General features: G+C 62.4%; 15 protein-coding genes. 13 read left to right on the forward strand and 2 right to left on the reverse strand.

The window, feature by feature from the left end:
- Positions 1 to 326: 326 nt before the first annotated feature.
- From VMH22_09825 to dapB, 6 genes are read left to right on the forward strand one after another with little or no spacing between them, the layout of a single operon-like run.
- Positions 327 to 1,607 (forward strand): hypothetical protein, encoded by a 1,281-nt coding sequence (locus VMH22_09825; GenBank protein ID HTW91993.1) that lies wholly within the window; start codon positions 327 to 329, stop codon positions 1,605 to 1,607.
- 60 nt (positions 1,608 to 1,667) lie between these two features.
- Positions 1,668 to 2,702 (forward strand): aminotransferase class III-fold pyridoxal phosphate-dependent enzyme, encoded by a 1,035-nt coding sequence (locus VMH22_09830; protein ID HTW91994.1) that lies wholly within the window; start codon positions 1,668 to 1,670, stop codon positions 2,700 to 2,702.
- Entirely contained in the window at positions 2,699 to 3,733 is a 1,035-nt protein-coding gene (tilS, locus tag VMH22_09835) for a tRNA lysidine(34) synthetase TilS (GenBank protein HTW91995.1), read from the forward strand. The genes VMH22_09830 and tilS overlap by 4 nt, the downstream gene beginning before the upstream one ends.
- Positions 3,723 to 5,597, forward strand: coding sequence for an ATP-dependent zinc metalloprotease FtsH (gene ftsH, locus VMH22_09840; protein ID HTW91996.1), 1,875 nt, complete (start codon positions 3,723 to 3,725; stop codon positions 5,595 to 5,597). Before tilS ends, ftsH begins: the two co-directional genes overlap by 11 nt.
- Before the next feature lie 9 nt (positions 5,598 to 5,606).
- Positions 5,607 to 6,500, forward strand: a complete 894-nt coding sequence (gene dapA / locus VMH22_09845) for a 4-hydroxy-tetrahydrodipicolinate synthase (GenBank protein HTW91997.1) — start codon at positions 5,607 to 5,609, stop codon at positions 6,498 to 6,500.
- Between the two features lie 15 nt (positions 6,501 to 6,515).
- Positions 6,516 to 7,304 carry a 4-hydroxy-tetrahydrodipicolinate reductase gene (gene dapB / locus VMH22_09850; protein ID HTW91998.1) on the forward strand — a complete coding sequence of 263 codons (789 nt, stop codon included), beginning with the start codon at positions 6,516 to 6,518 and terminating at the stop codon, positions 7,302 to 7,304.
- Between the two features lie 116 nt (positions 7,305 to 7,420).
- On the opposite strand, the gene hslV is transcribed toward dapB, so the two are convergent.
- Positions 7,421 to 7,960, reverse strand: a complete 540-nt coding sequence (gene hslV / locus VMH22_09855) for an ATP-dependent protease subunit HslV (GenBank protein ID HTW91999.1) — start codon at positions 7,958 to 7,960, stop codon at positions 7,421 to 7,423.
- Positions 7,961 to 8,138: 178 nt separating this feature from the next.
- Between hslV and VMH22_09860 the strand changes: the two genes are divergently transcribed.
- The 3 genes from VMH22_09860 to VMH22_09870 all read left to right on the forward strand — a co-directional run bounded on the left by VMH22_09860 (position 8,139) and on the right by VMH22_09870 (position 16,526).
- Positions 8,139 to 10,616, forward strand: coding sequence for a beta-propeller fold lactonase family protein (locus VMH22_09860; protein ID HTW92000.1), 2,478 nt, complete (start codon positions 8,139 to 8,141; stop codon positions 10,614 to 10,616).
- Positions 10,617 to 10,664: 48 nt separating this feature from the next.
- Entirely contained in the window at positions 10,665 to 12,974 is a 2,310-nt protein-coding gene (locus VMH22_09865) for a YncE family protein (GenBank protein ID HTW92001.1), read from the forward strand.
- Between the two features lie 837 nt (positions 12,975 to 13,811).
- A complete protein-coding gene (locus tag VMH22_09870) occupies positions 13,812 to 16,526 on the forward strand; it encodes a hypothetical protein (GenBank protein HTW92002.1) in 2,715 nt (904 codons plus the stop codon).
- A gap of 185 nt (positions 16,527 to 16,711) precedes the next feature.
- On the opposite strand, the gene VMH22_09875 is transcribed toward VMH22_09870, so the two are convergent.
- On the reverse strand, positions 16,712 to 18,178 hold the full coding sequence (locus VMH22_09875) for a hypothetical protein (GenBank protein HTW92003.1): 1,467 nt from the start codon (positions 18,176 to 18,178) through the stop codon (positions 16,712 to 16,714).
- A gap of 449 nt (positions 18,179 to 18,627) precedes the next feature.
- On the opposite strand from VMH22_09875, the gene VMH22_09880 reads away from it, so the two are divergent.
- From VMH22_09880 to gltA, 4 genes are all read left to right on the forward strand, one after another.
- Positions 18,628 to 20,250 carry a DHH family phosphoesterase gene (locus VMH22_09880; GenBank protein ID HTW92004.1) on the forward strand — a complete coding sequence of 541 codons (1,623 nt, stop codon included), beginning with the start codon at positions 18,628 to 18,630 and terminating at the stop codon, positions 20,248 to 20,250.
- Between the two features lie 102 nt (positions 20,251 to 20,352).
- Positions 20,353 to 21,519 (forward strand): class I SAM-dependent rRNA methyltransferase, encoded by a 1,167-nt coding sequence (locus VMH22_09885; protein HTW92005.1) that lies wholly within the window; start codon positions 20,353 to 20,355, stop codon positions 21,517 to 21,519.
- Between the two features lie 328 nt (positions 21,520 to 21,847).
- The gene (locus VMH22_09890) at positions 21,848 to 22,693 is read left to right on the forward strand and encodes a sulfide/dihydroorotate dehydrogenase-like FAD/NAD-binding protein (protein ID HTW92006.1); all 846 of its coding nucleotides are present in this window, start codon (positions 21,848 to 21,850) and stop codon (positions 22,691 to 22,693) included.
- Positions 22,686 to 24,083, forward strand: a complete 1,398-nt coding sequence (gene gltA, locus VMH22_09895) for an NADPH-dependent glutamate synthase (protein HTW92007.1) — start codon at positions 22,686 to 22,688, stop codon at positions 24,081 to 24,083. Before VMH22_09890 ends, gltA begins: the two co-directional genes overlap by 8 nt.
- The last annotated feature ends 69 nt before the right edge of the window (positions 24,084 to 24,152 follow it).

Here is a 24,152-nt window from a genome sequence, read left to right on the forward strand (position 1 = left end):
AACTGACCGTCCGAGTGGACCTGCGAATCAACCCGCTAATGCCTCCGAGACAAGCCTGCCGGTTCGTGGTCGGAGTCACGGTGCGAACCGGCCGCAGAATCGCCCTGGAATCGAGCTCGCGAGTCCCTCTCCGAACCACCCCGGGAACCGTTCCGGGAACGGTTCCCACGGCGACCCGCAGGGCGTCTGTTCTCGTGGGTGTCCTGACGATTAACGTCATGAGATTCAGCCATTTAGGTTGTCTGGAGCGTGTCGGCGGGCGCTGGCGTGCGTTTTCGGCGGCTTGACACGTGGGAAGCTCGTCCTAAGATGTAGTCGAGGTAACGGTGAAACCTATTACTTTCTTGGCGCTGCTTGTAGCGCTGGCCATGGCCCAGCACTGGGACATCGAAAAGGTTGACTCGGCGGGCTGGGGAGCCGCCGTTGACATGCGCTGGCATCCTGATGGCCGGCTGTTCCTCTGCTACAGCGCCACGTCCGGCATCATTCGTCTAGCATCCAAGGACTCAATCTGGTCCTACGAGGACCTGCCGCAGTGGTATCCGACCCTGTCGGGATCGCAGGGATTCGACATTGACCGCCGTGGGCGTATTGGTGTGTCCTATGCGAGCACCGACAATCACCATAGGTACGCTCTGAAGACTGATACTGGCTGGACTGATGTCCCGACGCCATTCAACGAAATCCCACCACACTATCCTTACTTGACAACACTGGATACCGCCGGAGCCCCGACAATCACCGTCCAGACGGGCGATGTGTTCGAGCTCGCCTGTCTGCGAGACACGACGTGGGTGCCCCGTACGCTTATGAGTGGCGTCTCCGATTATGAAAATGATTTCCACTGCTGTGATCTTGGTCCCACGGCTGAAGGTGTGGTGTGGGGTGTGTTCACTCACTTCATGTACTTTCCGCTCTGCTACATGTCCGGCATGGATCTCTACAGCTTCCAGGTGCGTGATTCTGAAGTCGCTGTGGTCCTTGTCCGCGATAACCCGTGGGGGATTGGGGCCGCGTCCGGGTGTGTTGACCGACAAGGGTCAGTGCACTCATGCTACTGCTACTGGCCCACGGAATTGTGCCTTGACCATACGGCGATCGACACCCCCATCGTGAATCTAACGGCAGTTAAGTTCGACTCGCGGGACCGTCCTCAGATAGCCTATGTACCGAGCGCGGGCGGGCTCTTGTACCGCTACCTTGAGGTCGGGGTTTGGCACATCTTCGACCTGCAGGTCACGGGAGTAACGGCTCTCAGCCTAATCATCGACAAGCAGTCACAGCCTTTCGTCGCGTACACGACCAGCCAGGGAGTCTTCCTGGCGCACGGTGTTGACGTCGTCGGGCAGAGCGAGGAGCAGCGAGAGCCATCAGTTCTCGGCTCGTGGCCGAGAGCGGCGCTTGTCCGGAACGTTCTAGACCTTCCGGTTTCTCCGCGCCCAGTTCGCGCCGCGCTCTTCGACATGACCGGGCGTCGGGTTGCGGACCTCCGCTCGGGTGCAAACGACGTGTCGGGTCTCGCACCCGGAATGTACTTCGTGCGGGAGGAAACGCAAGCCTCAAGCCACAAGCTCCAAGCCGTACAGAAGGTAGTAATCACCAGATAGCCTGTGTCCTTGGGCGCGGGCGTTTGACTTGGGCGCACTGCGGCCTATGATTCCCTCTAAGTGAAGAACGACGAACTGCGCTTGTGGTATCGGCGCTATGGGCCACTTGGACCGGACGCGCCGGAGCCGGTCTTTGCCGAGAAGGGCGAGGGCGCGTGGCTGGGGGATGCCGAAGGCGGGAAAGTTCTCGACTTCGCCTCCGGTGGGAGCGCGCCGCTCGGCTACAACCATCCTGATATTCGGCGTACTCTCAATCAGGTCGGGCACGCGCCCGGGTCAGACGAGGCCGTCACGTCTGACGAAGTCGCACTGATGCAAAAGCTGGCCGAGTTGGTGCCGGGCGGGATGAACCGCCGGGTGCTGGTGTGTGAATCCGGGCGGGAGGCGTTGGCACGCGCGATTGAGCTGGCCAGGAATGAGACCGATAGGACGAGTGTGACATATCTGTCGCGCAGCGCTGAGGAGAAGCCGGCAATCGGCAAGGATGTGGCCGCGGTCGTGGCGCATCCTCTGGACGGGCGCATCAAATTCGCGAGGCAGGCGTGCGATGCTGCTGGAGCTTTGCTGATTGACGACGAGGCAGGCATTGGCCCGGGCACAGCCGGTCGGATGCTGGCCATCGAGCTTTCGGACGTGCGGCCGGACATCTATGTGCTTGGCCGGGGCTGGGCTGCTGGATTCCCCTTCGGCAGTTGTGTAACCAGGAGTTCCACTCTGCGCTGGAAGTGCGCGACGGCCGGGAATCCGATGGGCTGCGCGCTGGCGCTTGAGACTATCCGACTGCTTGAGTCCGGGCTGCTGGAGCAGGGCCGGAAGCTGGCCGCGCACCTTGAGAAGCGGTTCGGCGCTCTGTCCAGCCCGAAGCTGGAGCCGGAGCTCTGGGGCGTCGGGCTGGTGCGGACCATTGTTCTTCGCAAGGGCAGAGACTTTGCCGAGGGACTGGCTCAGAAGTGCCGCGAGCATGGGCTGCTGCTGCAGGCCGTGTCTGCTGATACGATTGCGGTCAGGCCGCCGCTGGTCGCGCGTGAGAAGGACATTGACCTCGCCGCCGAGGTCGTGGGAAAGGTTCTGGCCGGCTTCGACAGGAAGGAATGAGCGCCGGGAAGCTGTCGGTTTCGGGCCGGTTCTTCGCCACTGTGAAGGAGTACGGTCTGCTGCCCGAAGGTTCCGGCGTGCTGGTCGCGGTCTCCGGTGGCGCAGATTCCGTCTGCCTGCTCGACTTGCTGCGACTGGCCCAGCCCCGGTTCAACCTCAAGCTCGCGGCGTTCCACCTTAACCACGGTCTGCGCGAGTCGGCAGCGCGGGATGAGAGATTTGTCAGGAAGCTGTGTCAGGACTGGCGGGTCGAGTTGGTGGCCGCGCGGGCCGACGTCGCCGGGTACGCGAAGCGGCACAAGATGGGTATCGAAGAGGCCGGGCGCGAGTTGCGCTACCGGCACATGGAGCGCGCGGCCCGCAAGCTCGGTTGCGGCATTATTGCGCTGGGGCATACTGCCAACGACAACCTCGAAACGATGCTTCTGAACCTCGCCCGAGGGGCGGGACCGCGCGGCTTGGCCGGGATTCCGGTGACCCGGACGTCCGAATCTCACCACAAAGACACAAAGACACAAAGGACGCGAGTCAGGTTCGCAAGGCCGCTGATTGACATCGAGCGGAGCCAGCTTGAACAGCACCTGCGCGCGCGGGGCATCGGGTGGGTCGAAGATGAGTCGAATCTTGATGTGAACTGCCGGCGTAATCTGCTCCGGCATGAGGTTGTGCCGGTCATGCTCAGGCTCAACGCCGGTGCAGTTGCCAATGCCAGGAGGGCGGCGCAACTCCTGACCGAGGAAGGCGAGTTCCTCGACAGCCTGTCAGAGGCGGCAGTTCGCGACGTGGCAGAGTGCGGCAAGGGTCGGGTGCGGATTGACCTGCCCAGATTCAAGACCTATAATGTCGCTCTGAAACGGCGGATTCTAAAGCTTCTTCTTCCCGAACTGGATTCTCACGCGGTGGAAGGAGTCCTTGAGTTCTGCAATCGCGACACAGGCGGAAAGCTGACTTTGACCCGCGGCGTGCGGGCGCACCGGCACCGGGGGATGATTGAACTTGAACGCACTAAGGAGATTCTGAATGATGCCTGACAAGACCCAACGTAATCGGGTCATCGGGCCGCTGGCTATCTGGCTGCTCGTGTTCCTGGCCGCCTGGGTGGCGTGGAACTTCTTCGCCGGCCGACATGGGGCCCGCGTTTCCATCGATTATTCCGATTTTACGACCCAGTTGCAGGCGGGCAATGTGGACGCCGTGACAATGGTCGAGCACGACCTGAGCGGCTCGCTCAAGCAAGACGCTGAGGCTTCGACCCCGCGCGGAACGGTCAAGTACAAGGACTTCCGTACCTACATGCCCGACGACCCGCAACTGGTGACGCAGTTGCGCGCGGCCAACGTCAAGATCGTCGCGCGGGCTCCGTCGCAGTGGACTACCATCCTGATAAACATCCTGCCCTGGGTACTGATTCTCGGCGTGTGGCTGCTCTTCATGAGAAGGATGTCTTCGGGCCAGGACCGGGCGTTCAGTTTCGGCAAGTCCCGGGCCAAGCCGATGGCGTCGGACCGACCCAAGGTCACGTTTGCCGACGTCGCCGGGGTGCCGGAGGCCAAAGAAGAACTGAAGGAGATCATCGCGTTTCTGAAAGCGCCGCACAAGTTCCAGAAGCTCGGCGGCAGGATACCCAAGGGCGTGCTGCTGGTCGGGCCGACCGGGACCGGCAAGACGCTGCTCGCCAAGGCTGTGGCCGGAGAGGCGGGCGTGCCGTTCCTCTCCATTTCCGGCTCGGACTTCGTGGAGATGTTCGTCGGCGTGGGCGCGGCCCGCGTGCGCGACCTGTTCGAGCAGAGCAAGCGGAACGCGCCCTGCATCGTCTTCATCGACGAGATTGATGCGGTCGGCAGGCAGCGCGGGGCCGGCATGGGCGGCGGGCACGACGAACGCGAACAGACCCTGAACCAGCTCCTCGTTGAGATGGACGGCTTTGAAACCCAGGACGGTGTCATCATCATGGCCGCGACCAACCGCCCCGACATCCTCGACCATGCCCTGCTGCGGCCGGGGAGGTTCGACCGGCAGATAACCGTTGACCGTCCCGATGTGGTCGGGCGTGAGGAGATTCTCAAGGTCCACGTCCGCAAGATTACGATGGCGCCGGACGTCAATCTGAACGTGCTCGCCCGCGGGACTCCGGGCTTTTCCGGGGCGGACCTCGCGAATATGGTGAACGAGGCGGCGCTGCTCGCGGCAAGGCGGGCGCGGGCCGCGGTGACGATGCAGGATTTCGAGGATTCCAAGGACAAGGTCCTGATGGGCGTCGAGCGTCGAAGCCTGCTCATCAGCGACCCGGAGAAGCGTTGGATTGCCTACCATGAGGCGGGACATGCCCTGGTGGCGCGGATGATTCCGGGCAGCGACCCGGTGCACAAGGTCACCATCATCCCGCGCGGACAAGCGCTAGGCTTGACTCAGCGCCTGCCGCTGGATGACAAGCGGATTTACTCCCGCGCCTACTGCCTCGACCAACTCGCGATAATGCTCGCGGGCCGGGCCGCCGAGCAACTGGTCTTCTCCGACCTTTCGACCGGCGTCCACAACGACATCGACAACGCGACGACGCTGGCGCGGAAGATGGTCACTGAATGGGGTATGAGCGATAAGGTCGGCCCGCTCACCTTCGGCTCGCCGAGCGAAGAGGTCTTCCTTGGCCGGGAGCTGGGCATGCGCCGGACCTTCTCGGACCAGACAGCCCAGACGATTGACAACGAGATACGCAGGATAATCGACGAGCAGTCGGACCGGGCGCGCGGCATGGTCACGAGCAACCGGGACAAGCTGGACGCGCTGGCCAAGGCGCTGCTCGAGCGCGAGACGCTGAACGGCGAAGAAGTAGACCGGGCCATGCGCATGGAACCCGCGGAGCCGCCGCCCGCGGCACCGGAAGTCGCCGCGTAACAACCTGCCATGAAGACGACAACATCTTTTTCCGGATGCATCACGGCTCTGGTGACGCCGTTCAAGGGTGCGCGACTCGACGTCACGGGCCTGAAGGAGAACGTCCGATTCCAACTGAAGAATCGGGTCAGCGGGCTTCTGGTCAACGGCTCGACCGGCGAGGCCCCGAACCTGAGCTCAGCCGAGTACGACCGAACCCTGGCCGCGGTCGTCGAAGAAGTCCATGGCCGCGTCAAGATTGTGGCCGGGGCCGGGACCAACAGCACCGCGAAATCCATCAAACAGGCAAAGCGGGCCGAGGCGCTCGGTGCGGACGCGCTGCTCGTGGTCGCGCCGTACTACAACAAACCGACCCAGGAAGGGCTGTACCAGCACTTCCGGGCGATTGCCGAGGCAGTGGAGCTGCCGGTCATCGTCTACAACATCCCGCCGCGCAGCGTCGTCAACATCCTGCCCGCCACGATTGAGCGGATGGCCAGGGACTGCAGGAACATCATGGCCGTGAAAGAGGCCTCGGGCAGCCTAGACCAGTCGAGCGAGATTATCCAGCGGTGCGGCAACCGCGTGACGGTGCTTTCCGGTGACGACTCGTTGACCCTGCCGATACTCGCGGTCGGGGGCAAGGGCGTCATCTCGGTCGTATCCAACATCGCGCCGCTCGACGTTTCCAAGATGATTGAACACTACCTGGCCGGCGAGGTCGAACTGGCGGCCGGCATGCACCGCAAGCTCTTCCCGCTCATCAAGGCGATGTTCATCGAGACCAACCCGACGCCGGTCAAGGCGGCAATGAACATGCTCAACATGGCGGCCGGCGAGCCGAGGCTGCCGCTGGTCGCACCGTCGGAGGCGAGCCTGAAAGCCATCCGGCAGGCGCTGATTGACTACGGCCTGCCGGCATAGGTCCTCTATGTCCTATTGGTCCGATTCCCTGTTGTGAAAGTCATCGTCGTCGGCTGCTCAGGCAGAATGGGCGCAGAGGTCTGTCGTCTCATCGCCGAACAGGCAGATGTTGAACTGGTCGGCGGCATCGAGGCCAATGGCAACGCGTCGATCGGTGCGAAGCTCGGGTCCGGCGTGGTCGGACCTGACCTGGGCGCGATGGTCAACAACTGCGACGTCGTCGTGGACTTCTCGACTCCCGAGGCGACTGTTGCCAACTGCCGGGTCGCGGCGTTCGCCGACAGGAGCTTCATCACCGGCGTTACCGGGCTTAGTGCAACCCAGACCAGCGAACTGCTGAAGTGCGGAGAGCAGATTCCGGTTATCCATGCACCAAACTTCTCGGTTGGTGTGAGCGTGCTGGGCGCTCTCGTCGCTGAAGCGGCGCGCCGGCTCGGGCCGGACTACGACGTCGAGGTCATCGAGACGCACCACCGGATGAAGAAAGACGCGCCGTCCGGCACAGCGGTCAGGCTGGTCGACATCTTGAAGGCAGGCGCGGGTCAGGCCAGTGTTGTGCACGGCCGGCAGGGCAAGGTCGGGGAGAAACCGAAGGGCGAAATCGGCGTCAGCTCAATCCGGACCGGCGGGGTCGTGGGCGAGCACACCGTGGTCTTCGGGTGTGCCGGCGAGCGGCTGGAGCTTACCCACAAGGCCGAAAGCCGCGCCGCGTTCGCGACCGGCGTGGTCGCGGCGGTCAGATTCCTGAAAGGCCGCCGCCCGGGCTTCTACACGATCGAAGACGTGCTGGCCAGTCCGCGCTAGGCGGACTGGCAATTCCTAATTCCTAAGTCCTGACAAATAATCAAGTTCGAATGAACCAATGTCCGGCAAGTCGGACTTGAATCGGACTTCGAGCTTCGACCTTCGGACTTCCGTCCTCAGATCGTTTCTATCGTGATTTCGGTGTTGGTGTAGACGCAGACCGCGGCGGCGGCCTCGATTGCCTCCCGCGCAATCTTGTCGGCCGGAAGCTGTGTGTGCTTCAGCAGCAGGCGGGCCGCGGCCAGCGCGTAGGGTCCTCCGGAACCGACCGCGACGACGCCGTCGTCCGGCTCAATCACGTCGCCGGAGCCCGACACTACGTACGAATACTGGCCGTCCATGATCCCGAGCAGGGCCTCGAGCCTGCGCAGCACGCGGTCGGTGCGCCAGTCCTTGGCCAGCTCGACCACGGCCCGGGGCAGGTTGCCCGAATACTCGTCGAGCTTCTGCTCGAACCGCTCGAACAGGGTGAAGGCGTCGGCGGTCGCACCGGCGAATCCGACCAGCACCTTGCCGTCGTGGAGCCTGCGGACCTTATGGGCGGTCTGCTTGATGATGGTTTCGCCCATCGTCACCTGTCCATCCGAGGCCATCGCGACCTTGCCGTTCCGGCGCACGCCGATAATCGTTGTCGAATGCCATGTCTCGCTGTTCATCAAATCATTCTACGCCGCAGTCGGCGGCTGTAAAGCCGGCGAACGCGCGATATTGACTCCTGCTTGTCGCAAGGCTATGCTCAAACTGGCGACGCCGAGTGCGGCGGGGCAAAGGGAGCCCGCCCACATGTCCTGCAGGCGCCAGTCTGCCTGGGTCATTTCCGCTTGGAGGTGCAGAATGTCACCGGACTCTGCTCGACGTTCTTTGGCTCGAACCATTTCCTCACACATCCGGGCCGTGCGACCCGTGGCCGTGCTGTTGGCCATTTGCTGCTGCCTGTCGGCGGTCATCGGGCAGACCCTGGAGAAGACCATATGTCTTCCGGATTCGCTCGCGGGACTGATCTTTCCGCAGTGCCTCGCGTACAACCCAATCAACAACAAAGTCTACGTGGGCGGCGGTTCCGGCGACTGCGTGATTGCCATTGACGGCGCAACCAACCGGAAGATTGCTCGAATCCCGGCTGGGATTAACGTGATGGCCCTGTGCCACAACCCGACCAATAACAAGGTCTACTGCGCGAACTACTCAAGCAACAACGTAACCGTGATTGACGGCGCGACCGACAGCGTGCTCGCGACCGTGGCCGTGGGGTCCGGTCCTCGCGCCCTCTGCTACAACTCGGCCAACAACAAGGTCTACTGCGCCAACTACGCAAGCAACAACGTGACCGTGATTGACGGCGCGACCAATGGTCTGCGCGCAACCGTGGCCGCAGGCAGCGCCCCTCGGGCCCTCTGCTACAACCTGACCAATAACAAGGTCTACTGCGCGAACTGGGGGTACCCGGACTTCGACTCGACTGTGACCGTGATTGACGGCGCGACCGACAGCGTCATCGCTACCGTGACCGTAGGTAGCGCACCCGTCGCTCTCTGCTTTAACCCTACCAACAACAAGGTCTACTGCGCGAACTACGCGAACACCAGCGCGACCGTGATAGACGGTGCGACCAACAGCGTGCGCGCGACCGTGACCGTGAGCGGCCAGCCGCAGTCCATTTGCTACAACCCGACCGATGATAAGGTCTACTGCGGGTACTACACTCTCGGCAGCGACTTCGTGGTCGTAATTGACGGCGCGACCGACGGGGTCATCAAGACCGTCCAGACCGGGGGCGGCCACCCGCTGGCCCTTTGCCACAATGCCGCTCACGACCGGGTCTACTGCGCGCATGCATTCGGCCGGAGCGTGACCGTGATCAACGGCACAACCGACGGCGTCATCGCGACCGTGCCTGTACGTGCCGGTCCCTGTGCCTTCTGCTACAACCCGACCAACGACAAGGTTTACTGCGCGAACGATACCAGCAACACCGTGACCGTGATTAACGGCGACACAACCAACGCGGTTATCGCAACCGTGGCCACGGGCTACAACCCTCGCGCCCTCTGCTACAATCCGATCAACAACAAGGTCTACTGCGCAAGCTACCACAGCGCCGACGTGCTCGTCATTGACGGCGCAACGAACGGCGTCGTGGCGACCGTGCCCGCAGCCGGTCAGCCCATGGTCTTCTGCTATAACCCGGTCAACGACAAGGTCTATTGCGCGGACAGCTCGGTCCACGAGTTGATGGTGATTGACGGTGCGACCGACAGCATTGTCGCGACCGTACCAGTGGGTTCCCCGCCCTGGGCCCTCTGCTACAACGTGGTCGACAACAAGGTCTACTGCGCGAACTTCTGGAGCGTCAACGTGACCGTGATTGACGGTGCAACGAACGGTATCCTCGCGACCGTGGTCGCCGATACCCTGCCCTGTGCTCTGTGCTACAACCCGAATGACGACAAGGTCTACTGCGCGGACCAGAACAACTACCACGTAACCGTGATTGACGGCACGACCAACGCCGTCATCGCAACCGATTCCGTAGGCATGACCCCCCGCGCCCTTTGCTACAACATGGTCAACGACCGGATCTACTGCGCCAATTCCGTGCACAACGACGTGACCTTGATTGACGGCCTGACCGACCACGTGGTCACGACCGTGGGCGCGGGCAGCTACCCTCTGGCCTTCTGCTGTAACACGTACAACAACAAGGTTTACTGCGCCAACTACGTCAGCGACGACGTGACCGTCATTAACGGCAAGAACGACAGGATTATCACGACCGTGGCCGCCGGCACCAAGCCTCAGGCGCTCTGCTACAATCCGCACGGCAACCGAATCTACTGCGCGAACTCCGGCAGCGACAGCGTGACGGTGATTGACGGTAAGACGAATGCGGTGGTTGCTACTATCCAGGTTGACTCCGGTCCATCGGCCTTCGCCTGGAATTCGGCCCAGAGACGCATGTACGTGGCGAACAGCCGGTGGTCCACCGTTTCGGTGATACTCGATACCGCTGCACCGGGAATCGCTGAGGTGACAGGAGGTGCGGCTCAAAGGACGCGCTCGGCCACGGTCGTCCGTGGTGTGCTGTACTTGCCGCGGGACACGACCGGCGCGGGACATGACCCAAATGGCCTACATTTGGGATCGTGTCCCAAGCCCTGTCTGCTCGACATCAGCGGGCGGAAGGTGATGAACCTGAGACCGGGCGCGAATGACGTGCGTGCGTTGGCGCCGGGGGTCTACTTCGTGCGTCCTGAACCGTCAACCGTGGGCCGTAAGCCGCCAGCGGTCATCAAGGTCGTTGTTACGAGGTAGGGAGGAGTAACGAAACTCGTCCCTTCTCTGCTGGCCCTGTTCTGCATCGTGTCGCTCGCGCCAGGACAGTGGATTGAGGACCGGATACGATTGTCGGACTCCCTGGCCCGGCTGGATAGCATCTGCTCCGTTCAGTTCCACTCTCCGACGCACACCGTCTACGTAGCCGGTGACAGCGTGCTGGTTGCCGTCGATGCCGGGACGCGCAGGACCGTGGCGCGGACCACTTTCCCTGGGGCGGTCAACATGCTGTCAAGTAGCAGTGCCGCCGTCAACAAGCTGTACTGCGCGACGTCTTGCGGCGAGTCGGTATGGGTAATGAACTGCGCGACCAACCACATTCTCACGACAGTGACGTTGGACGGCCAGCCGTGCGCCATGTGCTATGCCGCGGGATTGGTCCCGAGAACTGCTAAGGTCTACGCTGCATGCCCGTCGGAGACTTTGGTCGATGTGATAGACTGCACGACGGACAGTGTGGTTGCGAGGATGAGGGTACCATCCTGGCCATCGGCGCTCTGCTACAACCCGCAACTGAACCGCATCTACGTTGCCAAGTCGTTGTCCAACGAGGTCGCCGTCATCGACTGTGGCGCCGACACGGTAATCAGCACCATCTGGGTGCGCGGCGTCGAACCCACCGACATCTGTTACGACTCGGCGACCAGTTGCGTGTACACATTGAACCACACGAGCGGCACATCTTCGGTCATCGACTGCGCCGGCGACAGCGTCGTTCGAGTCGTCGCGGTTGGCTCCAGTCCCGACCGGATGTTGGTGGGGCCCGAGGGCAAGGTGTACTGCGGCGGCTACTCCGACTCGGTCGTGACGGTGGTCGAGTCAGTGGGGACGCGCACAATCCCGGTTGGGCTGCACCTGTCGAGCATGAGTTCTGACCCGGTTAGCGACAAGGTCTACTTCGCCGCCTCGAGCGCCAAGGTTGTGGTCGTGGACGCCACCTCTGACACCGTAGCGGCCCGGATCTGGGCCGGTGAGGACCCGCGACTCGTCTGCTACGACCCGGTCGACACGAGCACGTGGGCGGCCAGCCCGGACGGCGCCGCGGTTGGCGTGATAGACGGCGCGACGGACCAGCTTACCGACATGCTATGGTTTCGCGTCTTCAGCCCCGGAGCCTCGTGCTACAATCCTGACAACGACCGGCTCTACTGCCTCGGGCGGGGCCTGGCGGAAATTGACTGCGATTCCAACCGGGTACGGAGGGAAATCCCGGCCGGGAACTCGGCCGACTCGATAGTCTGGAACCCGGCCAACAACAAGATCTACTACAGCAGCCCGGCGGACAACACGGTGTCGATTCTCGACTGCACGAGCGACAGCATTACCGCGGCCGTTGCAGCCGGCGCGAGGCCGGATGCGATGTGCTGCAGCGAAAACGGGAAGGTCTACGTGACCACCAAGGCGGGCGGCGTCGCGGTCATCGACCCGAGCGGCGACTCCATCCGGGCGTTTGTGCGGACTCCTTACGACCCAATAACGCTCTGCTACGACCGCACCGACAACAAGGTGTACGCCGGGATGGGGAGCAGCGGGCAGGTGAGCGTTATCGACGTGGGTCGGGATTCGGTCGTGGCGACCGTGCCGGTCGCCGACTCCTGCCGGCAGGTCTGCTGGAGCCAGAACCACGATAGGGTGTACGTGCGCCGCTACCGCGGACTGGCGGTCATCGATTGCACCAGCGACACCGTCATGAAGAGTCCGGACTTGGCCGTCAGGTGGTGGGTTTGTTACGGTGACTCAAACTGTGACAAGGTCTACCTCTCGACCGACACCGCGCTGGATATCGTCAATGCTGTGACCGACACGCTCTACCGGAATCTGGGTCTATGGGGCGTGGAGCACATGCTTGACAACGGCCGATCGGACGCGGCCAATCGGTTCTACTGCACCGACAACCTGAGTAGGGTAACGGTGATTGATGGCACGACCGACAGTATCCTGCGCTATGTCCAAGTGCGCGGGGGATCAACTGCTCTCGCCTGGAACCCGGTTCACTCGTGGGTCTACGTGTCGAACCCGGGCAGCTGCAGCATAACCGTGGTGAGCGATACCATGTTGGGAATCCAGGAAACGACTAACGAGAAACGCGGAACGATGAACGACGGGCCGACCATCATCCGCGGCGTGTTGTTCCTCGGCGCGGGACGTGACGCGAATGTTCTGCATTTGGGATCGTGTCCCAAGCCCTGTCTGCTCGACATCAGCGGGCGGAAGGTGATGAACCTGAGACCGGGCGCCAATGACGTGCGGGCGCTGGCACCGGGCGTGTACTTTGTGAGAGAAGCGCAAGCGCAAGCTCAAGCACAAGCTGTCCGCAAGGTCGTCGTCACTGAGTAGGTCACGACCGGAGTCCGTCAGACAGCTCGTCGGATGGCCGGGCAGGCGACCCGCCTTGGAGTTCCCCGAGTAATCCTCCGGGTAATCCTCCCGATAGGTCGGTAGATTGCTCTCCGGATTACTCGCCGAGCAATTCTCCGGGGAATTCCGCGAGCAATCCTCGGGATGGCTCTTCCGATAGATTCCCGGGTAGATTCCCGAATAGCGGGTAGGATGGCCTTCCGGGTAGTCCTCAGAATAGCTGTCCGGGTAGCTCTCCGAGTTGCTCCCCGAATAGCCTTCCAGGTAACCCTCGGAATTGCCCTCGGGGTAACTCGGGGAGTAATCTCCGGAATAGCCGGGGGGACGGGATAGGGGAGATAGGCGAATGACCAATAACCAATTGCTAATGACCAACTTAGGAGATGCGGATGCCGGATTTGCTGGGGACTTATACTAAACTGGGGCGGCTCTGCCGGCACCAAGTCAGTATGCCGATTCTGTTTCACTACCGAAGGAAGTGGGCCAGAAAGCATGAAGGCTGAAGGATGAGGGATGAAGGGTGAATCCCCGGTCAGGCTCAAAGCGGCTGCGGGCGCTGCGGACGCAAGCCGGGGGACACTTGGTTTCTGCGGCCCTTGCATGACAATGCGCGTCGTCTGCGGATGCGTCGCTTCTAATCCTGGCGTCACTTGTGGTTTGTCGCAGTCCGCGGTTCCAGTCGCAGCTTGACAATCCGGCATTTGACACTAGCATCGATTAGTCGGAAAGGTGATGAACGCGACTCGCAGTATTCGTTGTGAGCGCGACCTTCAGTCCGACTCAATCAGCATCGTGGCAGGATAGTAGGAGGAACCTGTGAGACTGTGCATTCTGGTTTCGGTGGTATGCGTTCTGACCGCATTCGGTTCGGTCCAGCCCGGGCCGGGATTCGACCCCAGGCAGGTAGTCCGGCAAGTGCACGCGCACGGGGATATGGGCGCAGCGTTGCATCCGGACCAGCCGCGCGCGGCCACAGGCGGGCTCAGTGACCGGCAGCCGTCCGCCTGCGGCGCGCCGCTCGACGGCGAGTTCCTCATCGATACGAACAGCGCGCTGGTGCCGGCGCCGGGTGAGCAGAATGCGCCGGCCGTCGCCTATGGTGGCAACGACTACCTCGTCGTGTGGGAAGACCACCGCAGCGGCAGCTACGACATCTGCGGTGCGCGGGTGTCGCCGCAAGGCGCACTGCTGGACCCATCAGGCTTTGTCATTTCGGCTGCGCCGTTCGACCAGCGCTATCCCGACGTCGGTTTTGACGGGACAAACTTCATGGTTGCGTGGCAGGACTCCCGACGGGGCTCCGGCTACGACATCTATTGTGCGCGGGTGACGCCGCAAGGCACGGTGCTCGACGCTAACGGCATTCCCGTCTGCGCGGACCCGAACGATCAGACCTATCCTGCGGTTGCGTTCGGCGACACGAACTTCTTCGTGGTCTGGCAGGATAGCCGAAATCTGCCGGACACTTCCGACATCTATGGTGCGCGGGTCACGCCCGGCGGGCAGGTTCTTGACTCCAACGGTTTTGCCGTCGTGACGCACGCGCACGCCCAGTTCCATCCGGCCGTCGGTTTCGGCGGCACGAACTTCCTGGTGGCATGGCAGGACATGCGCGCCGCCGACAGCATCTCGTTTGTCTATGCTACGTTGGTGACGCAGCAGGGGAGCGTGATTCTTCCCAATGGTTTTCTGGTCTCGAACACGGCAAATGGGCAGTTTTCTCCCGCCATCGGCTTCAACGGGACGAACTTCCTCCTGGCGTGGCAGGATGAGCGCGGCAGCTTCCCTCCCGAACTGGGCATCTACGGGACGCGGATTACACCCGGGGGCGCGGTGCTTGACAGTACTCCACTTGGGCTCTGCACAGCCTCGGGCCAGCAGGTGGTACCGTCAGTTGGTCTTGACAGCTCGAACTTCCTTGTGGTTTGGCAGGACCTTCGCAACGGCGGCACCACCGACATCTACGGGACGCGGGTGTCGCCCGCCGGCACGGTGCTCGACGCCGGCGGCATTGCCGTCACCCGGGCGGCAAATGGCCAGGGGGTTCCGGCCGTTGCCTTTGACGGCACGAACGCGCTTGCCGTATGGCAGGACGAGCGCAACGTAGTGGGAGAGCCTGACATCTACGGGGCGCGGGTGGCGCCCGGTGGCGGCGTGCTGGACACGAGCGGCATTCTCATCACCGAAGCAGCACGGGAAGAGCGCACGCCGGCGGTTGCCTTCGACAACACGAACTACCTCGTGGTATGGGACGACCGTCGCGGCGGCTACTCCGATATCTACGGTACAAGGGTGTCGCCCGGAGGTACGGTGCTTGATCTTTCAGAGATCGCCATCTCGACGGCGGCAAATGACCAGGTCGCTCCGGCCGTCGCCTATGGCGATACGACCTACCTCGTGGTGTGGGAAGACCACCGCAACAGCGACTCCAGTGATATTTACGGAGCGCGCGTGATGCGCGGGGGAAACGTGCTCGACCCCGGCGGTTTTGTTATCTCGAATGCGGCAGGGGTGCAGAGTTATCCCGCCGTCAGCTTTGACGGCACGAACTTCCTCGTAGTCTGGCAAGATACGCGCAACGGCAGCACTTCCGATATCTACGGAGCGCGGGTTACGCCCGGACGGACGGTGCTTGACCCATCGGGCTTCGTCATCTCGCAGGCAATAAACCGGCAGCGCAGTCCCGCGCTTGCATTTGACGGCTCGAACTACCTCGCGGTCTGGCAGGACGACCGCGACACCGGCACTCTTTTTGACATCTTCGGAGCCCGGGTGTCACCCGGAGGCACGGTGCTTGACCCATCGGGCATTGCCATCACGCAGGCGCCGGGCAACCAGGCGAGTCCTCACCTGGCCTACAGCGGCTCGAACTACCTCGTCGCCTGGGAAGACTACCGCCGGAGCATCTACACTGACATCTTCGGTGCTCGTGTGTCGACCGGCGGCGCGGTGCTTGACCCGGCGGGCATTGCCATCTCGACTTCGGAATTCAACCAGCTCGACCCGGCCCTTGCGTTTGACGGCACGAACTACCTCGTGCTGTGGGAGGACGAATGCAACAGCGGCTCGCCCGACATCTACGGGACGCGGGTGTCACAGAGCGGGTCGGTTTTCGACTACGGGCGGGTTATTACCCAGGACGGGGTTCAGTCGTACCTGGCGATGGTGCGCGGATCGGACAGCCAGTTGTTCCTTGCGTACGAGGGCTGGGCCGGGATGATCGGGAACAAGACCTACAACACGGACCGGATCTGGGGTTGCATGAACCCGACTCCCGGACAGGGAATCGAGGAGACGCCAAACGCCAAAGTGCGGGTGAGGAGCGGCGGAGCCACAATCGTCCGCGGCGTCTTGTACCTTCCGGCTGCGAGCGTCGAGCGTGAGGCGTCGTGTTTGCTGCTCGACATCGGCGGCAGGAAGGTGGCGGAACTCCATCCCGGCGCGAACGACGTGCGGGCGCTTGCCCCGGGCGTGTACTTTGTCCGCGAGGAACAGGCTCAGGCCACGAGCAGAGTGGTGATCACGAAGTAGACGAGGCCGGGCCGGAACGCTGGGGCCGCGCCGGTTGGCGCGGCCCCCTTTTCATGGGACATTGCTCGCGGCCGGTAGTTTACGGCCGACCCGCGACCGGTAGTCGGGAGTCGAGAGCCTGCAATCCGACATGGCATGGCTCGTGCTTGGGCTTGATGCTTGGCGCCTCCAGGGCAAGGCAGTAGCTATTGATGGCCGGGCGCAATCGGGCCGCGCTCCTGCAACGCCGCCTTGATGATGGTTGTAGTGATCGGTTTGCCGGTCTTGGACCCGACCGGCGACAGGAAGTAGATACCGGGCCGGAGGCCTGCACCGATTCGGTCGCCCCTACAGACAGCGACCCGGCGACCGGTAATGTCCGAGAGTGTGAAGGTCTCGGTTTCATGCCCCGGAACTCGGGCCAGGGAAGTGAAGGGATTGGGCCGAACCAGAAAGCTGGTCGTACTTGCCGGATGCCTGGCCGGAGGTTCTTCTACGTCGAGTCTGCCGCTGGCGTCGGTCTTGATGAGGTAGACGTCGGCTAACGCTCCGTCGTAGGAACTGGAGTAGCCGGCGATGACGTAACCGCCGTCGGCCGTCTGCCTGACTGTGTTGCCCTGATCTGCGCCTGACCCGCCGAACGTGCTCGTCCAGAGCGTATCGCCCGAGGAGTTGGTCTTGATGAGATAGACATCGTCGTCCCCTGACATGTGGGAATCGGTGTACCCGGCAACGATGTAGCCGCCGTCGGTAGTCTGTCTAACCGAGTTGCCGACGTCGTTGCTCGCCCCGCCATAGGTTCTGGTCCAGGCTGTATCGCCCACGGAATCTGTCTTGATGAGATAGACGTCGCAATTAGTTGAGCTGAAGGTGTAGATGCCGGCAATAATGTAGCCACCGTCCGAGGTCTGCCGAACCGAGTTGCCGCAATCGTTTCCTAGCCCGCCGTACGTTCGAGTCCAGGTGCTGTCGCCTTGAGCGTTAGTCTTGACAAGATAGACATCGGCGTGGAAATTTCCGTCTGGGCCGGTCAAGCCCGTGATAATGTAACCTCCATCCGTAGTCTGCTGGACCGACGCAGCAGAAGTCTGTCCCGACCCACCATACGTCTTGGTCCAAAGCGTGTCTCCCAACGCGTCGGTCTTCACGAGGTAGATATCACCGAGCGTTGCGCCGAACGACTCGGTGTAGCCGGCGACGACGTATCCGCCGTCGGTTGTCTGCTGGACGGAGTAGCCCTCATCCCGGCTGCCACCACCGTACGTTCTGGCCCAGAGTGTGTCGCCACTGGCATTGGTCTTGATGAGGTAGACATCAAAGTTCCCTGCGCCGAAGGACGCGGTGGAGCCGGCAACAATGTATCCGCCGCCCGCTGTCAATGCCACCGAGCGGCCGACGTCGTTCAGCGTCCCGCCATAGGCTCTGGTCCAAAGCGTGTCGCCCGAAGAATCGGTCTTGATGAGGTAGACATCCGCATGTCCCCCGCCATGGGGCGCGGTATAACCGGTCATTATGTATCCGCCGTCGGTGGTCTTTTCAAGCGCCAGGCCGATGTCGTCATAGTAGGGCGTGCCGTAGGTTTTCCACCAGCCTGCCTGAATTGGGGAAAGCAACCCAAGGAAACCGGCACACATCAGGACAATCAGGCGGCGCACGCGAGTCTCAGCGCTCACATCTCTCCCTGTAACATCTGCCGACAGACGTCTGGTGGGGCGTACATATGCTTATTGCCGCTCATAGAATAATCCTAGTTTGGATTCTGTCAAGCAGCCTAGGTATCCCTGAATCCGGAATAGATGGCCACGAAGACACGGAAACGGAGTGAAACGGACTTGTGGCATCCTGCACCAATTCGTTTCGTGTCTTTCGTGGCTTCAATATCGGTTCTGGGGGGATGTGAGGATGGGAGGATGCGGGAATCTGCGTGCGGCGTTCAAAGATGCCGGGTGCGGTTTGACTGGTAGGGGTGAGGCAGTAGAATGGACGCCATGCCAACGACCGAGCGCAACGCCCCGGCGTCCCAACCCCGATGACCATTCAATGACCAGCCCCGAAGCCCGAGTTCTCGACTCCGAATCTTCCATTTGCCACTCGCCATTCGCAATTCGCCATTCTTCCTAGCATGTGGCCCCTGCGCGATGTCGATGAGCCCGCGGCCTCGCGGCTGGCCGAGGAATCCGGCGTCCCGGGTCTGACCGCGCGCCTGCTCTGGCTGCGCGGAGTGCGCGATGCGGAGGGCGTGCGCCGCTGGCTGGCTCCGGAACTCAGTCATCTCTACCCGCCCGAATTGCTGCCCGATTTCGCGCCGGCCGTGGCACGCATCCGCCGGGCCATCGCCGGGCGCGAGACCATTCTCATCTGGGGGCACGACGACCTGGACGGTATCACATCGACGGTCATTCTCTGCCGGTTGCTCACAGACCTGCGGGCCGGGGTAAAGTACTACATCCCTCAGCGCGGCAAGGAGAAGCACGGGCTGAACGGTGAGCTTGCCGCCGAGCTTGTGGGGGGAGACCATGGCCTCGTAGTCACCGTTGATTGCGGCATCACCAACCGCGAGCAGGTTGCCTTCCTGCGGTCAAAGGGCATCGACGTGGTGGTAACTGATCATCACGAGGTGGCCGAGTTGATGCCTGAGGCGGTTGCCAACGTTGACCCCAAGCGGCCGGATTCGAAGTACCCGTATCGCGGTCTGGCGAGCGCCGGCGTGGCGTTGAAGCTGGCGATGGGCGTCGCGCGCGCGGCACTCGGGCTGTCCGTTGCCGAGTTCATCTCGGTGCAGCCGCAGGAGTTCGCGATGGCCGTGCTCGGCACGCTGGCGGACCGCGTGCCGCTGACCGGCGAGAACCGGACCATAGTCGCCGCGAGCCTGAGCAAGCTCACGGAGATCCCCGTACCGGCGGTTCGGGCAGTGTTCGAGTACCTGAACGCCGGCGAGCGGCTGACCGTGCACGGTTTCGTTACCGAGTTGCTGCCGCTGTTTGCCGCGGCCGACGGCAACGAGGGCGTCGAGAAGTTCCTGAGAGCGGACATGGATGAGGCGCGCGTGTGGGTAGTTGAGCTGGCCCGGCGACGTGAGGAATGGCAGCGGCAGGTTGAGGAGACCTACGGGCTTGCCCTGAAGCATCTGTCGGTCGGCGACGGTATTGTGTTCGCATGGGACCGGGGGCTCTCGCTGCGTGCGCTCGGTTCGTGCGCGATGCGCTTGAAGGAAAGGCATCAGTCACCGGCGATCGTGATGGGCTGGCGCGGTGACGCGTGGGTCGGTGAAGGCCGCGGAATCGAGGGCGTGAATCTTATGGACCTGCTTTCGGCCTGCAGCCGATTCTTCATGGACTACGGCGGGCACAAGAAGGCGGCAGGGTTCTCGATCAAGGATGAGATGGTCGATGAGTTCGTGCGTTGCGCCGAGGCCTACGCGCACGAGCACTTCGCGGGCCGGGTTCAGGTCGAGAACATCGTCAGAGCCGATGCCGTGTTGGCGCCGGCGGAGTTCGACGCCGAGCTGGTCAGACTCGCACCTTTCGGCGAGGGTAATCCGCAGCCGGTGTTCGCGACCGGTCCGACCGAACTGCGGTACGGCAGTGATGGCTGGACCGTCGCCGGCAGGCCGGACCTGGTCCTGCGGGCCCGTCCGGGAGTCCAGATTGACACGCGCCTGACCAGCAGTTTGCTCTATACCCTCGATGACTTCGGCCGGCTGACGATACTCGATGCCAGGCCGGAGGAGCAATGGACAGGCTAAGGTTTAGATCAAGGCCAAGGTCAGGTCAGGACATCCGAATCTCAACCTTCACCTCAACCTCAACCTGGACCCTAACCTCAACCTCAACCTAGACCTTTTACTATGCCTGACAAGCTCGTCCACGTCGTCCGCAAGAAGAGCCGGGGTCTGCATGCCTGGGTATTCTCCAACGAAGTAACTCGGACCGAAGGCAATCCCGGGCCCGGGGAAACCGTTCAGGTCTTTGACCGGAAGCGTTTCCTCGGCTCCGGCATCTACAACGCACATTCGCTCATCCGTGTTCGGTTCTACTCGGACCAGAACGAGGAACTTGACACGGCTTTTCTACGGCGACGGATCGAGGCCGCACTCCAGTACCGGAGGATGATGCTGCCGGGGGAGAACGACTTCCGGCTGATGTTCAGTGAGAGCGACCGGGTGCCCGGGCTGGTGATAGACAAGTACGGCAGCCACTTCGTGGTTCAGACCTATGCGCTGGGCCTGGACATGCGACACGAACTGGTCGTTGCCGCGCTGCGCGAGGTCTTCGAGGTCGCCTCAGTAATCGAGAAGAACGACTTCCGGCTGCGCGACCCCGAAGGCCTGCCTCGGCGCGCCGGCGTGCTGTTCGGCACACCCGAACCGCGGATTGTGATTTCCGAGAGTGGGGCCAGGTTCTACGTGGACGTGGCCGGCGGGCAGAAGACCGGGTACTACTTCGACCATCGCCTGACCCGGCGCAAGGTGAGGCAGCTCTCGGCCGGGCGTAGGGTGCTCGACGTTTTCTCGTACACCGGTTCGTTCGCCATCAACGCGGCGTTGGGCGGGGCCGAAAGCGTGCTGGCTGTTGACGCCTCGGCTGCGGCCGCGACCATTGCCACGGAAAACTCGGTCCTGAACGGAGTCGCGGACAAGTGCCAGTTCGCCACCGACAATGCGTTCACGGCCCTGGCTGAACTTGATACCCAGGGCAGGAAGTTTGACCTCATCAATCTTGACCCGCCCGCGTTCATCAAGGCGCTGAAAGACAAGAATGCAGGAATGCGTGGGTATCGGCAGATCAACGCGCTGGCAATGAAGCTCCTGCCCGCCGGTGGGATACTCGTTTCTTCGTCCTGCTCCCACTACCTGTTCTGGCAGGACATGCTCGACATGCTCGTGGCCGCGGCGCAGGACGCGGGCCGCGAGTTCACCATTCTCGACCGCACGACCCAGGGCCCGGACCATCCGGTCCTGCTCTCGATGCCCGAGTCGGAATACCTTCGCGGCTTCATACTGCAGGTAGGCTGACGGCAGCCGGTTGCCGCTGGTGACCGTTCGTAAGTTGCTGTCGGAACGTTTCTTATGGCTTGGTCGACAATTACCGGGACCGCCTCAGATCACTTCCTGCGAGAGCCCGCACCGATCCGGATGGCGGGCTCTCTGACCTTCAGTTCCATTGACTTTACTGCGATTATCAGTATACTTGCCCCCGCTGCGGCTGGAGGCAAGCCTCGAGCCCCGACCGTGGCCCGCGGGGACGGGCCTCGGCCGCCTCGCGGTCTTGCAGCCGTCATCGTTTTCGCGCCAACAATCCTAATTTCTAGGAGGAGTCACGACCAAGATTCTCAGGAAGCAGGTGCTTTCTGCGGGCATCAAGCGATTCGAGCTGGATGCCGCGGAGATTGCGCGCAAGGCCCTGCCCGGGCAGTTCGTCGTCCTACGCGTCAATGAAGAGGGTGAGCGGATTCCGTTGACCGTGGCGGACACGATGCCGGACAAAGGCATTCTCGTCATCGTGTTTCAGGAGGCCGGGAAGTCGACCAAACTCCTCGGCTCGCTCAACGAGGGCGACTCGATTCTTGACCTGATTGGGCCGTTGGGCCGGCCATCGCATATCGAGAAGTTCGGGACCGTGGTATGCGTGGGCGGCGGAGTCGGCACGCCCGAGATACTCCCGGTTGCCCGGGCACTCAGGCAGGCCGGCAACAAGGTTATTTCCATCATAGGGTTCCGCAACAAGGACCTGATCCTGATGGCGGACGAGATGCGTGCGGTTTCCGACGAGTTGATAGTCGCGACCGACGACGGTTCCAATGGCACCAAGGGCTTTGTGACTGACATGCTGAACCAGGTCATCGGCCGGGGAGAGAAGGTTGACCACGTGTTCGCGGTCGGCCCGGTAATAATGATGAAGATGGTGTCGAAGGTGACCCTGCCCCACAAGGTTCCCACTGTGGTGTCTTTGAACCCGATCATGTTGGACGCGACCGGGATGTGCGGAGTATGCCGGGTCGAGGTGGGCGGCGAGACGAAGCTTGCCTGCGTGGACGGGCCGGAGTTTGATGGTCACAAGGTGGATTTCGACCTCCTGATGGCGCGGCTGCGCACCTACCTGCCCGAGGAGAAGCAGTCCCTTGAACTGTTCGAGGCGACGCATCTGACCGGCGGGTGTTGCGGCGGAAAAGGAGCGTGCCATGCCTAAGCCGAGTCCGAAGAAGACGCCGATGCGCGAACAGGACCCGCAGGTCCGGGCCCGCAACTTCGAGGAAGTGCCCTACGGGTACTCGCCGGAGGAGGCGGTGGAAGAGGCGAAGCGCTGCCTTACCTGCAAGAAGCCGGGTTGCGTGCAGGGCTGCCCGGTCAACATCAACATTCCGGGCTTCATCGGCCAGATTGCTCTGGGCAACTTCTGGGAAGCGATGAAGATAATGAAGCAGACCAATACGCTGCCTGCCATCTGCGGCCGGGTATGTCCACAGGAGAGCCAGTGCGAGGGGCAGTGCGTGCTCGGCAAGAAGAACGAGCCGGTGGCGGTGGGTAACCTGGAGCGGTTCATTGCCGACTGGGAGGCGCAGCAGAACGAGTGCGTCATGTGCGAGATGCAGCCGGCGACCGGCAAGAAGGTGGCCGTGGTCGGGGCGGGTCCGGCCGGACTGACCGTGGCGAGCGACTGCGCGAAGCTGGGTCATTCGGTGATGATGTTCGAGGCCCTGCACAAGCCGGGCGGAGTGCTGGTCTACGGTATCCCCGAGTTCCGCCTGCCCAAGACAATTGTCGAACGGGAAGTGGGCTTCGTGACGTCGATGGGCGTGAAACTCGAACTCAACCATGTGGTCGGGAAGCTCAAGAGCGTCGACGAGCTGCTGAAGGAATTTGACGCTGTGTTCGTGGGCACCGGGGCAGGTCAGCCGTCATTCATGAACATACCGGGCGAGAACTCGCTCGGCATCTACTCGGCGAACGAGTACCTGACTCGTTCAAACCTGATGAAGGCGTACCTGTTCCCGAAGTACGACACGCCGATTGTGCGCGGCAAACGCGTCGCGACGGTCGGCGGCGGCAACGTGGCGATGGACTCGGCCAGGACCGCGCTGAGACTCGGTGCTGACAAGTCCATGCTTATCTACAGGCGTTCGCGGGAAGAGATGCCGGCGCGGACGGCCGAGGTGCACCATGCCGAGCAGGAAGGGATCGAATTCAATCTGCTGACGAACCCGGTGCGGTACATTGCCGATGAGAAGGGCTGGGTGAAAGCGGTCGAATGTCTGCGAATGGAACTGGGCGAGCCGGACGCAGGCGGCCGGAGGCGGCCGGTGCCCGTCAAAGGCAGCGAGTTCCAGATACCGGTCGACACGGTGGTGGTGGCAATCGGTAACAGCCCGAACCCCCTGATTCCTCAGACTACGCCCGGGTTGGAAACGGCGAAACACGGCAACGTCGTGGCCGATCCAAAGACGGGCCGGACCTCGAAGAAGGGCGTGTTCGCGGGTGGCGATATCGTCACCGGTGCGGCGACCGTGATTCTGGCCATGGGAGCGGGCAGGCTGGCGGCGAACTCGATCGACGAGTATCTAAAGACCGGCCAGTGGTAGCGGAGATGATAGTCAGGAGCAGGCAACCGAAGCGCGAGGCTCGACGCGAGCCGAAAGCGAGGTACTAGA

The organism is bacterium (genome assembly GCA_035505375.1).
Lineage (GTDB): Bacteria > Hydrothermota > Tepidihabitantia > Tepidihabitantales > Tepidihabitantaceae > UBA2258.